Genomic DNA, 14,803 nt, shown 5'->3' on the forward strand with positions numbered 1-14,803 from the left:
ACTTACTTTTGATTGGCTGTATCTTCAATCCCTAATTCTTTGAGAATCTTATCTGTATGCTCGCCTAATTCTGGTACTGGATCCATACGCGTTTCCAAGCCATCCATTGTAACAGGTGGCTTCAGCGCTTTAATATTCCCCACCGGCGTTTGAACCTCATCCCAGCGGTTGCGAGCTTGTAATTGAGGATGTTCAAAAAAGTCCTTCATGTTATTTAAACGAGCATTCGCGATTTTGGCTTGTTCCAACCTTTCAATAACTTCACTCGAGGTTAAGCTCACAAAGCTCTTTTCAATAATTTCTTTTAGCACTTCACGATTTTCTGACCTTTTGGCGTTTGCATCAAACCGCTCATCTGTGGCAATCTCAGGGTTTAAGAGTACCTTTTCACAAAAAATGACCCATTCCCTTTCATTTTGCAAACCACAAAATACGGTTTTCCCATCTCCACATGCAAAAGGGCCATATGGATAAATGGTGGAGTGACTAGCTCCAGTACGCTTTGGCTCTTGACCGCCGTATGCACTGTAATACATCGGATAGCCCATCCATTCACCGAGTGCTTCAAGCATTGAGATTTCAATAATGTCTCCCCTACCTGTCTTCATACGGTTTAGAATCGCAGTAAGAATTCCGGTATACGCATACATTCCTGCTGCAATATCGGCACTTGAAATACCTGTTTTAGAAGGGGTATCTTCTGTTCCAGTTAGGGATACGAGACCAGCTTCACACTGTACAAGTAAGTCATAGGCCTTCTTATTGGCATATGGACCCGCTTCTCCATATCCACTCAAACTACAAACAATCAATTCAGGATGCTTTTCTAGTAATTTTTGGGGATCAAAACCCATTCTCCTTAAAGCACCCGGCGCAAGGTTTTGAATCAAGACATCAGCCTTTTCTAGTAATCGACTGAGGACCTGCTTCCCCTCTTCTGATTTCAGATCAAGCGTAATGGATTCTTTGGATCGATTACACCACACAAAGTGACTAGACATCCCTCTAACGGTTGTGTCATAATTCCGAGCAAAGTCGCCCACCTCTGGTCGCTCTACCTTGATCACACGAGCTCCTAAGTCAGCTAGTTGCCGTGTTGCAAATGGCACTGCAATTGCCTGCTCGATTGCTACAACTGTAACACCCTCTAAAGGCAACATATATTCCTCTCCTCCTTATCTCTGAATACGTGCAGTATTGAATAAAGACTGATAATCCTCAGTTGCTAGAATCTACATAAGATAGAATCCTCTTTGCACGCTCAGCTACTGGTATATCCACCATTTTGCCATCTACCTCAATTGACCCTAGCCCATGCTGTCTAGCTTGCTCATAGCTAGTAACTATACGTTTGGCTTCATCTAACTCTTCTGGTGTTGGAGCATAAATTTCAGTTACCACTGGAATTTGCTTAGGATGTATCAATAACTTCCCTTGAAATCCTAGTTGTTTTCCCATTTCAACATCTAGCTTGAAGCCTTCTTCATTTTTAAAATCAGGATAAATAGCATCAATTGGTGGTTCAATGTTGGCCGCTCTAGAGTCGGCTACTAGCTTGGACCGAACGTATGTCATACCATTTTTTCTTTCCTCTGTACTTACATTCAAATCGAGCATAAAATCTTCTGCTCCAAACGCCAACTGTTTCACCCGTTCACTTGAAGTGGCAATTTCGAATGCATTTCTAAGCCCTAAAGCGTTTTCAATTATTGGTACAACAGAGATAGTACCTTCCTTTAGTCCTATTTTCCGCTCCACAGCACTTAATAGATAATCTACTATAACAATGTCATTTTTTGCATTTACTTTCGGAAGTACAATTCCTGATAATCCTTCTGTAACGGTTTCGTAAAGATCATCTAAAAAATATTCGGTAGAGATCGCATTAACCCTAATGTAGTTTCTGTTTTGTTTAAAGCTTTGAACCATACGAGAAACTTTTATTCTAGCCATTTTCTTATCCTGATTTGAAACGGAATCCTCTAAATCAAATATGAAAGCGTCGGCATTTACATCCTTGACCTTATTCAAAAACTTATCTTGGCTCCCTGGAATAAACAACCACGATATGATCAATAGCATCATTCCTTTTTCACACATTTAAGCGGGGTTTATACAATCGGATGGGTGGATATTGTAAGATTGGATACAATTTAAGCTTAATACAATCACCCGCTTTTGTAAACTGATATTATAGAATACTTTAAAAATTCATTCTTATTCCTTGTTTACAAAAGGGGCTTACGATTGATTTTTCTTATTTATCTAAAGAGGTGATAAGCTCCTCTCCTGTCCTACTAATATGATGGGCTAGATGATTCCCTGCTTGCTCAATATTTTGATTTAAAATAGATTGTAAGATTTGCTCGTGTTCTTGATTGGATTTTTTAATTTGCCCCGTAATAATTAACGGAGTATCTTGGGCGAACCCCAGGGAAATGGTCTCAATAAATCCTAATAGCCTTGGACTTTGCGTTCGACTAAATAACAGCTTGTGAAACTTAGCATTAAGCTCCGTATAGACTTCATCCGAATCTGTTTCAACCATTTGTTGGTGGTATTTTTTCAGATTTTCGAGGTCCTCTTCTGTAAAGTTTGGGATACCTTTTTTTAACGCCATCGGCTCTAAGATAGCCCGCAATTCATAAATTTCTACAATATCCTCTTTACTAATCGTGCGAACAATCGCACCTTTATGTGGCTCCATCGTTACGAGACCTTCAATTTCTAACGTTCGTAAAGCTTCTCTAACTGGCATGCGACTCACACCAATTTGTTCAGCTAATTCAGTTTGAACGAGACGTTCTCCTGGTTTAAGATCTCCTTTTAAAATCGCTTTTCTTAGTACCGTACACACTTTGTTGTGTAACATTTCTCGGTTACCGATGCGAAGATCTACCGTTTTCGACATAAGAATTTCTCCTATCACACAAAATTAATTTTATATCAATATATTGTAACCGAAATAAAATGCAATAGATAGACAAAACCCTGGTTAAGCAGAGTATAGACTAGAATCATCTAGCTATACTCCTTAGTACTTAACTATTGTGAAAGATCTGCTTTCTGTTCGGAATGTGGAGGATTTGAATTCTTGGCAGCCTTCTGAATGACAATTGCAATGACAACGAGAGCAATGGCAATAATATCTGTCTGGAATCCAGTCCAAATAAACATTAGTGAAGCACCGAGTAAAATAAGTCTACTTAACCAACCAGCCTTATTACCAAAGAACCATGCTTGCACAGCGGCTGCTAGAAGATAGACCCCTATGATAGCGGTAACAGTAGCTAGGATCGTACCCATAATATTTTCACTTTGTAATAATAATTCTGGACTATACACAAATACAAATGGCACGATAAATGCTGCTAAACCAATTTGGAAGGCTTTTACCCCCGTTTTCATCGGATTGGTTCCCGATATACCGGCTGCTGCAAATGCTGCTAGGGCAACTGGTGGAGTAATAGCAGAGATTACAGCATAATAAAAGACAAACATATGAGCGAATAATGGTTCCATACCGATATTAATTAGCCCGGGGGCAACCGTAGATGCTGCGACCGCGTAGGCTGCTGTTGTCGGCATCCCCATTCCTAAAAGTACAGCAAGTGCCATTGCAAATAGTAGAGCTAGGAATATATTGGTATCCGCTATGGATAACAACATCGTACTAAAGCGTTGGCCTACACCAGTTAAGGAAATTACTCCAACGATAATACCTGCACAAGCTACAATAGCTATTAATTGTAAGGAATCTCTCATACCCAATTCAAAAGCACCGATTAAATCTTTTATGCTCATTCGAGTTTCTTTACTTAATAGGCTTAAAATGAAACAAGAAATAATACCAGCTGTTCCAGCGAAAATAACAGAAAAACCACTGACAAGCATCACAATCAGCAATAATACGGGAATAAATAAATAAACCTTTTTAATGATGTATTTAAAACTTGGTAATTGCTTTCGCGGCAGTCCTCTTAGCCCTTCTTTAATGGCTTGAAAATCAACCATAAAGTAGACTGAAATAAAATATAGGACAGCTGGAATAATCGCTGCAATAATGATTTCTGAGTATGGAATACCCGTTACCTCTGCCATCAAGAATGCGCCGGCACCCATAATAGGTGGTAGCAACTGGCCACCAGCTGATGCCGTTGCTTCCGTAGCAGCTGCGAACCGAGAAGGATAACCCGTTTTTTTCATTAAAGGTATCGTTAAGGACCCCGTTGCCACTACGTTTCCAGCTGAGGTTCCATTAATCATCCCCATTAAACCTGAGGAAAATATCGCTACCTTCGCTGGACCTCCTCTTAAACCTCCTGCAATGGAAAACGCTACGTTTATAAAATACTGTCCTACTCCTGATTTTTGTAAGAAAGCACCGAAGATAATAAACAAGATAATGTATTTAGACGATACCGCTAAAGTTACACCAAAAACCCCATTCAAACTGTAAATATAGGTAACAAAACGTTCAACTGAATAGCCTGTATGGTGCAGAATTCCTGGCAAATATGGTCCCGCAAATACATAAACCACAAATACAGATGCAATGATTGGGAGAACCCAACCACTTGTACGTCGAGTAATCTCAAAAACTAACAACAAACCAGCTAATGCAACGTACACATCCATATCAGTTGGTGCCACCCCAACTCTAAAAATCAACTGTTCTAAATTTGCAAAAATATAATACCCAACATAAATGGAAATAATGATCAGAATCCAATCTATGATTGGGACTTTATTCGACTTTGTCCTCCAACCGGGATAGAGCATCAGACCCAAGACCAAACCAAACACAAGGTGGGTGCTTCGAAAAACCCAGGGGTCAATCGGATGAAGGTTTAGTATATATAAGTGGAAAATTGCGCCAATAACAGCGATTATTGTAAAAGTCTTTTTTACCCAACCAGTTAATGTCCTGGTATTAGAGGATTCTAGTTCTTCCTCATTAACTGTTGTGTCAATTTTACCAGTTGTTTCATCAGTTGGGGGGGAAGACATGAACGACTCTTGGCCTTTTTCATTGTCCAATGATTGATGTTTGTTTTGTTCTTTTTCTGACATAAACTCTCCTCCTGGCAAGTAATAAAAGTATGATAGATTCCCTGCTAACCAGCAGGGAATCATCACTGATTCAACCTAGAGAACAAAGCTTCTCTTATTTCTCATATTCTTCTGGATAAACTGCATCAGGTAAGTCAATTCCAACTTCTTCATAGTACTTAATGGCACCTGGGTGCATAGGGAATTCTTTGTTATTTAAAATGGCTTCTTCTGTTGCATTTTTAGCAGATGCATGAGTCTGAACCATTTGATCATTGTTTTCATGGAATGCTTTTACAAGGTCATATACAAAGTCTTCATTTGCATTTTTATTGATAATACCAAAGTTGTATTGCCCGATGGTTTCAATTGGTCCTTCCTGTTGTTCGTAAGTACCTTCAGGGATTGTAAACTCTTGGAAGAATGGTAATTCTTCAATAACCTTTGAACGGTCCTCACCATCAATACCATAAATGTTGATTTCTGCTTGTGTTTCAGCTTCAGTTACAGCTGCGATTGGAATACCAGCTGCGAATCCAACGTGATCTAATTGACCATCCAACAATTGTGTAGTCATGTCACTAGCACCAGCTTGTACTTGTTCACCCGTTTCGATGCCTAATGCTTCGTAAATTTGCGGGTTATAAGTACCTGGTGTTCCTCCTGCTGGACCAACACCTACTCTTTCACCTTCATGATCTCTAATATTCGTTACACCTGTACTAGCATTCGAGTACCAATGGAATGGTGTCACATACATTGGGAAAATAACACGCAAGTCTTTGTATGTGTTGCCTGCAGTCCATTCACCTTCTCCGTTATAACCTTCATAAAACGGACCAACAGTGGCCATACCTAGTTGGATATCCCCTGAATCTAGGAGTTGAATGTTATGAACTGGACCACCAGTAACCTCAACGTTAGCTGTTACATCAAGGTCGCCTAACAAACTAGCTAAACCGCCACCCCAAATGTAATAGGTTCCACCCTGTGAACCTGTTCCAATTGTGACAGAGCTTGGATATTCTTGCTCTTGAACTTCGCCCCCTGAACCTTCAGAATCACCTGAACCTTCTGCGTCACCTGCTTCTTCACTATCACTACAAGCTGCAAGAGCAACTACCAAGAATAGTGTCATCAGAAAAAATAAAAGTGACTTGGTCTTTTTCATCGCTATTCCTCCTTAAGATATATGATTTTGGAAGTTCTATATTTTAGTCCTGACCCTTTAGTTAAACAGTCAAAGAGTAGAACTTCTTCCCGACTAATTTCTTGTGAGTTTATCTAGGTAAGTGTTGTTTAGAGAATGCTAGAAGTATTTTTTGTAGAGTAATAGGTTGGTATATTATTGAATTGGTTGTATCATTTTAGATGGGTCAACAATTTGATCGAATTCTTCTTCTGTTAAAATTGCAAGGTCGATAGCCGACTCTTTTAAAGTTAAGCCTTTCTCATGAGCATTTTTGGCAATCTTAGCAGCATTTTCATATCCGATGTGTGGATTTAATGCAGTAACTAGCATTAAAGAGTTGTTCAGGTTTTCTTCAATAACTTTATGATTAGGCTCAATACCCTTTGCGCAATTCTTATTAAAGGATCTCATTCCGTCCGCTAGCAACCTAGCAGATTGTATGAAATTATATGCAATGACTGGTTTATACACATTGACCTCAAAATTCCCTTGGCTGGCTGCAACTCCAATGGTAGTATCATTCCCCATTACTTGGGCAGATACCATCGTGAGTGCCTCACATTGTGTAGGGTTTACTTTCCCTGGCATCATGGAACTTCCCGGTTCATTAGCCGGTATCGTAATTTCTCCAATTCCACTTCTTGGTCCACTTGCTAACCAACGAATATCATTCGCAATCTTCATTAAATCCGCTGCCAACGCTTTAAAGGCTCCGTGTGTATAGACAACCTCATCATAGCTCGTTAAGGCATGGAATTTATTTTTGGCTGGAACAAAGGATTTTCCTGTAAATGAACTAATCATCTTCACTGCTATTCCCGGGAACTCTTTATAGGTATTTAAACCTGTCCCAACAGCCGTTCCCGCAAAGGCTAATTCTGCCATTTTTTTATAGCTTTCCTGAATCATCTCTTCAGACTTTTCAAGCATACGATGCCACCCACTAATTTCTTGCCCCAATGTAAGGGGAACCGCATCCTGTAAGTGGGTACGTCCAACTTTAATAATGTCTTTATATTCTTGTGATTTCTGATATAAGGTTTCCTTAAATTCAGCTAATGCAGGTAACACTTGATCCTCAACAGCAGTAACAGCAGCTATGTACATGGCTGTCGGATAATTACAATTTGAGCTTTGCGATAAATTCACATCGTCATTCGGATGAATTCGAGTAGAGCTACCGGCTTCCTCTAGCAGCTGGTTTCCTCTATTCGCAATAACCTCATTGATATTCATATGAGATTGGGTTCCGCTACCTGTTTGCCAGACGACCAACGGAAAATGATCTTTTAGCTTATCTTCAATAATTTCATCTGCCACTTTCGCAATGGCTTCAGCTTTTTCTTTATTTAAGTGTCCAATTTCTTGGTTCGCTAAGGCAGCACTTTTTTTCAAAATGGCAAAGGCTTTAATAACTTCCTCCGGCATGCGCTCTGTTCCAATTTTAAAATTTTCACTGCTGCGTTGGGTTTGTGCCCCCCATAGCTTGTCTGACGGAACCCTCATCTCTCCAATAGTATCCCGCTCAATTCTGTACTCCACAGCTTCACCCCTTGTTTCTCTTTTTTGTGGTTGTGTTGTGAGATCTTTAGAGTCGATCGAACTCACCTTTTTCACCCCTTATTATTTACGCCACCTGTAAAGCGCTTACAAATAAATGTTTATGTAATAATTCTTTGATGAAAAATAAGGGTGGCCTCATGTATTGTATTTTGTATCCAAAATATCTTCTTCATTATATTGGCTATTTTCTAAATTGTCAATATATTTTAAATGATTGTTCATTTTAGTGACTTGGGTTTAAGGAGACGCATGTGATTTACCTGAAATCCCTTGATACGTCTCCTTTTTTGAAGTATAAAGATTAATGTGAAGTAGATTTTTCCTTTGTATCTTGATTCGCTTGAATTTTACCTAAATTATCGATGATGGCGTCGGTGATTTCCTCTGTATTATGTGTCCCACCTAAATCTCTTGTCAGATAACCTTGTCGAGTCGTTTCTCGGATTGCTTGATTCAATTGCTCGGCTTCTTCCTGTAACCCTAAATGATCTAACATAAGCGCTGCACTTCCAATAGTTCCAATTGGATTGGCTATTCCTTTTCCTGCGATATCAGGCGCGGAACCATGAACAGATTCAAACATACTTGGCGTCCGACGTTCTGGATTCAAATTTGCACTAGCAGCAATTCCTAAACTTCCAGATAGAGCACTACCTAAGTCAGATAATATGTCTGCAAATAAATTAGAAGCCACGACTACTTCAAGTTCTTCAGGACGTAAAACAAACTGAGCTGCCATAGCATCAACCAGCCACTGATCGGTTTCAACATCTGGATATTCTTTACTGACATGTTCAAACACTTCATCCCATAGGACCATTCCAAATTGCTGTGCGTTACTCTTCGTTACACTTGTAACCTTTTTACGCTTACGTGTGCGAGCAAGGTCAAAGGCATAACGGATGATGCGTTCACATCCATGCTCAGTAAAAAGAGAGGATTGAACTGCAACTTCTTTTCCAGGTCCGCGGCCTGTGAAGTTACGTCCACCTACACCTGAATATTCCCCTTCTGAGTTTTCACGAATTAAAACCCAATTTAGCTTATCAGCCTCAGGATGGTTAAGCCTTCTTGGTACCCCAGGTAAAAATTCAACAGGACGAATGTTTGCCCACTGATCCAGCCCTTGGCAAATCGCAATACGTAGCCCCCATAGACTCACATGGTCTGGAACTCCTGGGAATCCAACAGCTCCAAAATAAATAGCATCATAGTCTCTTAGTTTATCGACACCATCTTCATCCATCATTTTTCCGTGCTCTAAATAATATTCACAACCCCAAGGGAAGAAATCGCTTTCAAAAGAGTATTTACCACCAGAGTTTTGCTCAAAGAAATCAAGCACCCGTAATCCTTCCCGCACGACCTCTTTTCCAATACCGTCTCCTGGAATTACGGCTAAACGAAATTTTTTAGATTCACTCATTTTCAGCACTCTCCCAACTAGTTTAGTAATCTTCTAGTTTAACTATAATTAATGTATACATTAAAGTCAATGATTATTTTAATTATTCTGTAATTTTGTGTATTTACCTGTTGTATATCATTTAATGTATACGTTGATTGGGCTGATTGCATAAAAAACCAGCTACTTCCTCATAAAGCAGCTGGTTTTGATTAATTCTCTTCTTCAGTTCCATTACTCTGATCAATAACTTTCAATATTTCCTTCAATGTACGCTTACGATGAGATTGCATAAGGAGTCTAGAGGCTTTCGGGTCTTTCGCTCTTATACAAGAAATAATAGCCTTGTGCTCCTCAATGGACTGAAAAGGCAGAGGTCGATACCTAATCGTGAATAATCGAGCCCTATAGATTTGATCTGCATGAATATCAATCACGGATCGAAGTCTTTTACTCTGTGAAAAGTCAATAAGCGAGGAGTGAAATCGATCATCCAATTGGGCCCATTTATGTAGATCCTTCTGTTCAAGGGCTTGTTCCTGTTCGGCTACAATTTCATCAAGTATTTTTATTTCTTCCTGCCCCACATTAGAAGTCGCAAGATCCACAGCTAACCCTTCCAAAGATCCAGCAATATCATAAATTTCCACCAAATCCTGCTTCTCAATCGGTTCAACCACAAAACCACGCCTAGGCACAAGTCTAAGTACCCCTTCCGTTTCAAGACGTACTAAAGCCTCTCGAACCGGGGTTCGACTCATCTCGAGTGCCTCGCTCATTTCACGCTCTAGAATCATACTCCCAGGCGGTAGAATCAGGTCCCGAATGGCTAACCTGATAATATGATAGGCGCGTTGGGGTAAGCGGTATTGTTCGAAGTCTTTTAATCCCTCTAAATAAAGTAGGAAGTCTCCTTTAATTTTCTCTTCTCTTTCATCTTCTGAAGTTTTTTTCATACGAACACCCAATCTACTTAACTGTTTTTTCGTTATATATCATAAACTATAATTCCTCAAGATTTTTAACACACACTAGAAAAGGTTATTTTTAAATCTGTTACAAGTTGTTTAGCAGGTTATACTTTTAATGTGTTTCTACTTTAAAAATTAATGTTATTTTAAAGGTAATGTAAAAAGCATATTAAATCAATAGTCATTACTAAATATTACATCAAGACAAACACGGAAGTAGTGAAAAGGTTAATTTTTTCACTACTTCAATAAAAGCAAAACTATATAACCGACTCTTTTCTTAGGGCTTCAATTATATCTGAATCTAAATTTAACAGTTCTCCTAATACTTCATCATTATGCTCACCCATGGCAGGTCCTGCCTGGTATTCAGGTTTATAATTTTTCACTTTTATAGGTGTGCCTAACATCTTTAACAAGCCAAAAGTTGGGTGTTGATATTCAACAATCATATCTCTTTCTTTGATAAATGGGTCCTCTAATGCTTCTTTTACCGTATTAACAGGAGCAATCGGTACTTTCCCCTTTAATTTTTCTAGCCAGTAGTCCGATTCCTTTTCCTCAAATAAGGAAATAAGCTTTGGAATTAAAGTACCCTTATTATCAAAGCGTTGTTTAAAATCTTTATAACGATCATCTTCCGCCAACTCCGGTGCTCCTAAACATTCGCAAAGAATCGGGAAAAACTTTTCCTTATTACACATTACAATGACATTGCCATCTTTAGTTGGAAATAGTTGAGAAGGTACTAATGTTGGATGTGCTGAATAACTAGTTCTTTCAGGTTCAAATCCTTTGTTTAAATGCCAAGCACCTAAATAGTTTAAAACAGATGCCGCCGTATCATATAAACTCACATCAATGTCACTACCAACACCTGTTGATCTCGCTTTAAAAATCCCAACCATCAGACCTAAGGCCGCCATCATTCCAGTTGAAAAATCGATAATGGATAATCCGAATTTAGAGGGAACACCATCTGGTTCACCTGTTAAGGACATGTGCCCTAGTTTAGCCTGAAGTAGATAGTCATATGCCGGTTCTTTTTTCATCGAACCTGTTGTCCCGAATCCAGATAAGGAACAAGTTACTATTTGTGGATTGATGTGCTTGAGTTGATCATAGGTAATGCCTAATTTCTCTGGGACATCCCCCCTAAAATTGTTAAAAACAGCATCGGACTTTTCAACTAAATTATTAAATATTTGTCTACCTTTTTCATTCTTAATATCCAATGTAATACTTTTCTTGTTGCGATTAAATGATTGAAAAAATAAACTATCTCCATTTTCTGCATAAGGAATGACCTGCCTGGATACATCCCCATTTGTACTTTTTTGTTCTATTTTGATTACCTCAGCTCCAAGATCAGCTAACTGTAAAGTTGCAAATGGCCCCGCACCATATTGACCCATGGAGATAATCCTTAACCCTTCTAAAGGTTTTTTCATTTTTTAACCTCCCTGTATCACAGAATCATTTCCTTTTATGTGTAAATGGGCGCGCAGCATATTCACTTTTTGGGATGAGCAATTTCCTTCTATAGCTCATTACATCTTCTTCCCTTTGGTTTGTGATAACAGTTTCAACATAGACAATTCCTCTATCATTCTTACTCTTAGATTCACGTTTATCTAAAATTTTTGTGTGTCCATATAATGTATCTCCGTGAAAAGTAGGTGCTAAATGCTTTACATTTTCATATTCAAGCATTGCAATGGCTGCTCCACTAATATCATTTACAGTCATACCAACTGCAATAGAAAAAACTAGAGTACCATTAACTAAGTTTTCTCCAAATTGTGATTGAGAGGCGTAATGGGCATCTATATGAAGTGGATGCTGATTCAATGCTAATAGACTAAAGATTGTATCATCTGCAGCTGTTATAGTTCTGCCCGGCCAATGTTTAATAACGTCTCCTACTTCAAAATCCTCATAAACTCTTCCAAAAGGTGTGTGTATTTCTGCCATAATAAATTCCTCCCTATTTTTAGTTAAATACTATATTTTTTAACTAAGCCTTTACTGATAATAATTCTTTGCATTTCGTTTGTTCCTTCTCCTATCAGCATTAATGGAGCATCACGGTAGTACCGTTCAATATCAAATTCTTTTGTGTATCCATAACCTCCGTGTATCCTCATCGCTTCAGCAGAAAGCTCAAATCCTGCCTCTGTAGCAAAAAGTTTTGCCATTCCTGCTTCCAAATCACTTCTTTCACCTTTTTGCAATTTAACCGCAGCATTTAATGTCATTAATCTAGCAGCTTCTAACTGGGTCCCCATTTCTCCTAACTTTAATTGTATAGCTTGATGATCACTAATAGGTACACCGAATGTTTTTCTCTCTTGTGCATAACGAATAGAATCTTCAAAAGCTGCTCTAGCAATTCCTAAACCGCGAGCGGCCACATTTACACGACCAAGTTCTAAGCCTCCAAGTACTTGTTTGAACCCTTTTCCCTCTTCACCGCCTATGAGCTGATTGGCAGGTACTTCGAAGTCTTCAAATACCAGCTCACAAGTTTTAACCCCTTTATAGCCCAACTTATCAATATCTCTTTGAACTTGGAAACCTTCATGGCCCTTCTGTATAATAAATAAACTAATTCCTTTATATCTTGGTGTAACTTCCGTGTCCGTTTTAGCTGCCAAAATGAATGTATTCCCATGACGTGCATTGGTAATCCACATTTTACTACCGTTCACAATATACTGATCTCCAGACTTTTTAGCTTTGGTTGACATATTTTGTACATCAGTACCTGCATCTGCTTCAGAAAGTGCTAAACCGCCTCTGAACTCACCTGAAGCTAATTTGGGTAGAAACTTATCTTTTTGTTCATCTGTACCAAATTTTTCAATAATATAACACATAATTAAATGACTATTAATAATTCCTGAAACACTCATCCAATGTCTAGTAATCTCTTCTACAACAAGAGAATAAGTAACATAATCGAGACCAATCCCACCATATTCTTCAGGAACAGTAAACCCGAAAAAGCCCAATTCTTTCATTTTCTCAACAATTTCTGTTGGATACTCATCGCTATGGTCTAACTCCCTCGCTACGGGTTTAATCTCCTTTTCACAAAAATCCCGAACCATATCTAAGACCTGTTGTTGTTCTTCATTAAGCTCGTATAAACTCATCGAAATTCCTCCCTTATGATATCTTTATAGTAGTTTTGTAAACTCATTGATATTGTCAAATCGGTCTAAATTTCTAACTGCATCGATTATGTTTTCTTGTTCAATTACTGAATAAACTGGTTCCGTTACATATTTAAATTTATCGATTAGCTCCTGCCAAGAAAGTTGATTTTCTGGATCGCCCTTCGGATATTCAAGATATTCAGTAAATGTTCCTTTAGATGTTTCAATGACAACCCTTGATGGCCACTTCTTAGGGAATTCTTTGTCTAAATCTGGATCATGGTAGCAATGCACTTTTTTCATCATATTTTTCACATCTGGATTATTAATATTTTTCTGACTGTATTCTTCTAATAGTGTTTTTCGATATAGTGCCGCTACTGCTGCACCAAATGGCATACTAAATTGAATATCCACTGTATTTTTAGGATTTCTTTTTTCTTCTTCTGGCCAACTTACAATCGGCATCCCTGTCTCAACCATATAAACATTAATATTATCAATTTCCTCAGGGCTAATATCATTTTCCGTTACCAGTTTCAATATAATGTCAAGCGGCCCTTGCTTATAACGGCAACAAGCATGTGGTTTAATACTCGTTCTACTCATCTGACTATTTTCAAATATAAAAGGGTCACCTAAAATGGATAAATCAGTGTCAAAAGAATAAGAATGTGCTAATCCCTTATTCCCCTCAATAACAGTATTTGGGCCTACAAAGCCATCTTTAGCAAGTTCTGTTGCAATGATTCCACTATGCGCTGCCCACCCTGGATGTATTCGTTTCGTCCATGCACCACTTTCCAAAAACTCCATAGAGGCAGCAGCTTGGCTCCCTGCTATTCCGAATGCGTTAGAAGTTTGCTCTTCCGATAGATTCATAACTTTGCTAGCCGTAGCAATAGCACCAAATATCCCAAATACCCCTGTCGGATGAAAACCTCTTGTATAAACATTTGAAGGATTTAGAGCTTTACCCAGTCTCCCCATTACTTCATAACCAACAACAGCAGATTCAAGAAAGTTTTTACCTGACCCATCATAATATTCGCTTGTTGATAAAGCAGCTGGAAATACTGCAACTGCCGGATGCAATGATGCTTCGTTAATGACATCATCAAGTTCTAGACTATGAGATGCTGTACCATTTGCCAACGCTGAGTACTGTGGTTGCGCTTTCAAATCTTTTGAACCAATTACAGTTCCTCTTCCATCTCCACCAAACTTTTTTATATAGTTATGAATAGGTTTGGTTGTTGTAAAATGACTTCCACGTGCCGCTAAGCCAACAAAATCCAATGTCAAAAATTTAGCAAGATCAATTAAACTACTCGATAAATTTTCATATTTGGTTTCTTTGGTTAACTTCGAAAGACTATCTGCAGCCTTTAATTGCTGTCCTTGTATCTGCATAATACGCCTCCTTAAGATTATTTAAAAATGAATTTTCACTTTAGAT

At 38.5% G+C, this 14,803-nt stretch carries 12 protein-coding genes; all 12 read right to left on the minus strand.

All coding sequences use genetic code 11. The annotated features are described in order from the left end of the window. Positions 1 to 2: 2 nt before the first annotated feature. On the minus strand, positions 3 to 1,160 hold the full coding sequence (locus GH754_RS00645; RefSeq protein WP_153726804.1) for a CaiB/BaiF CoA transferase family protein: 1,158 nt from the start codon (positions 1,158 to 1,160) through the stop codon (positions 3 to 5). Positions 1,161 to 1,218: 58 nt separating this feature from the next. Next, entirely contained in the window at positions 1,219 to 2,100 is an 882-nt protein-coding gene (locus GH754_RS00650) for an HpcH/HpaI aldolase/citrate lyase family protein (RefSeq protein ID WP_153726805.1), read from the minus strand. A 157-nt stretch (positions 2,101 to 2,257) separates the two neighbouring features. After that, complete coding sequence (locus GH754_RS00655; RefSeq protein ID WP_153726806.1) at positions 2,258 to 2,911, minus strand: GntR family transcriptional regulator; 654 nt, start codon at positions 2,909 to 2,911, stop codon at positions 2,258 to 2,260. A 134-nt stretch (positions 2,912 to 3,045) separates the two neighbouring features. Continuing rightward, positions 3,046 to 5,073: a TRAP transporter permease gene (locus tag GH754_RS00660; protein WP_228550085.1), complete on the minus strand. Its 2,028-nt coding sequence runs from the start codon at positions 5,071 to 5,073 to the stop codon at positions 3,046 to 3,048. 94 nt (positions 5,074 to 5,167) lie between these two features. After that, complete coding sequence (locus GH754_RS00665) at positions 5,168 to 6,223, minus strand: TAXI family TRAP transporter solute-binding subunit (RefSeq protein ID WP_153726807.1); 1,056 nt, start codon at positions 6,221 to 6,223, stop codon at positions 5,168 to 5,170. Between the two features lie 174 nt (positions 6,224 to 6,397). Then, entirely contained in the window at positions 6,398 to 7,786 is a 1,389-nt protein-coding gene (gene fumC, locus GH754_RS00670) for a class II fumarate hydratase (protein ID WP_323741819.1), read from the minus strand. Between the two features lie 322 nt (positions 7,787 to 8,108). Beyond that, positions 8,109 to 9,233, minus strand: coding sequence for a tartrate dehydrogenase (locus GH754_RS00675; protein ID WP_153726808.1), 1,125 nt, complete (start codon positions 9,231 to 9,233; stop codon positions 8,109 to 8,111). Between the two features lie 191 nt (positions 9,234 to 9,424). Next, on the minus strand, positions 9,425 to 10,168 hold the full coding sequence (locus GH754_RS00680; RefSeq protein WP_153726809.1) for a GntR family transcriptional regulator: 744 nt from the start codon (positions 10,166 to 10,168) through the stop codon (positions 9,425 to 9,427). Between the two features lie 275 nt (positions 10,169 to 10,443). Next, on the minus strand, positions 10,444 to 11,634 hold the full coding sequence (locus GH754_RS00685) for a CaiB/BaiF CoA transferase family protein (protein ID WP_153726810.1): 1,191 nt from the start codon (positions 11,632 to 11,634) through the stop codon (positions 10,444 to 10,446). A 25-nt stretch (positions 11,635 to 11,659) separates the two neighbouring features. Further along, entirely contained in the window at positions 11,660 to 12,157 is a 498-nt protein-coding gene (locus GH754_RS00690; protein ID WP_153726811.1) for a MaoC family dehydratase, read from the minus strand. 23 nt (positions 12,158 to 12,180) lie between these two features. Next, positions 12,181 to 13,341, minus strand: a complete 1,161-nt coding sequence (locus tag GH754_RS00695) for an acyl-CoA dehydrogenase family protein (RefSeq protein ID WP_153726812.1) — start codon at positions 13,339 to 13,341, stop codon at positions 12,181 to 12,183. Between the two features lie 24 nt (positions 13,342 to 13,365). Further along, positions 13,366 to 14,757 carry an MmgE/PrpD family protein gene (locus GH754_RS00700; RefSeq protein ID WP_153726813.1) on the minus strand — a complete coding sequence of 464 codons (1,392 nt, stop codon included), beginning with the start codon at positions 14,755 to 14,757 and terminating at the stop codon, positions 13,366 to 13,368. Positions 14,758 to 14,803: the final 46 nt, after the last annotated feature.

Source organism: Salinibacillus xinjiangensis (genome assembly GCF_009649735.1).
GTDB lineage: Bacteria > Bacillota > Bacilli > Bacillales > Alkalibacillaceae > Salinibacillus > Salinibacillus xinjiangensis.

Coding starts and splice junctions, on each gene's coding strand:
- GH754_RS00645 (WP_153726804.1), bottom strand. CDS start 1,160: ATGTTGCCTTTAGAGGGTGTTACAGTTGTAGCAATCGAGCAGGCAATT.
- GH754_RS00650 (WP_153726805.1), bottom strand. CDS start 2,100: ATGTGTGAAAAAGGAATGATGCTATTGATCATATCGTGGTTGTTTATT.
- GH754_RS00655 (WP_153726806.1), bottom strand. CDS start 2,911: ATGTCGAAAACGGTAGATCTTCGCATCGGTAACCGAGAAATGTTACAC.
- GH754_RS00660 (WP_228550085.1), bottom strand. CDS start 5,073: ATGTCAGAAAAAGAACAAAACAAACATCAATCATTGGACAATGAAAAA.
- GH754_RS00665 (WP_153726807.1), bottom strand. CDS start 6,223: ATGAAAAAGACCAAGTCACTTTTATTTTTTCTGATGACACTATTCTTG.
- GH754_RS00675 (WP_153726808.1), bottom strand. CDS start 9,233: ATGAGTGAATCTAAAAAATTTCGTTTAGCCGTAATTCCAGGAGACGGT.
- GH754_RS00680 (WP_153726809.1), bottom strand. CDS start 10,168: ATGAAAAAAACTTCAGAAGATGAAAGAGAAGAGAAAATTAAAGGAGAC.
- GH754_RS00685 (WP_153726810.1), bottom strand. CDS start 11,634: ATGAAAAAACCTTTAGAAGGGTTAAGGATTATCTCCATGGGTCAATAT.
- GH754_RS00690 (WP_153726811.1), bottom strand. CDS start 12,157: ATGGCAGAAATACACACACCTTTTGGAAGAGTTTATGAGGATTTTGAA.
- GH754_RS00695 (WP_153726812.1), bottom strand. CDS start 13,341: ATGAGTTTATACGAGCTTAATGAAGAACAACAACAGGTCTTAGATATG.
- GH754_RS00700 (WP_153726813.1), bottom strand. CDS start 14,757: ATGCAGATACAAGGACAGCAATTAAAGGCTGCAGATAGTCTTTCGAAG.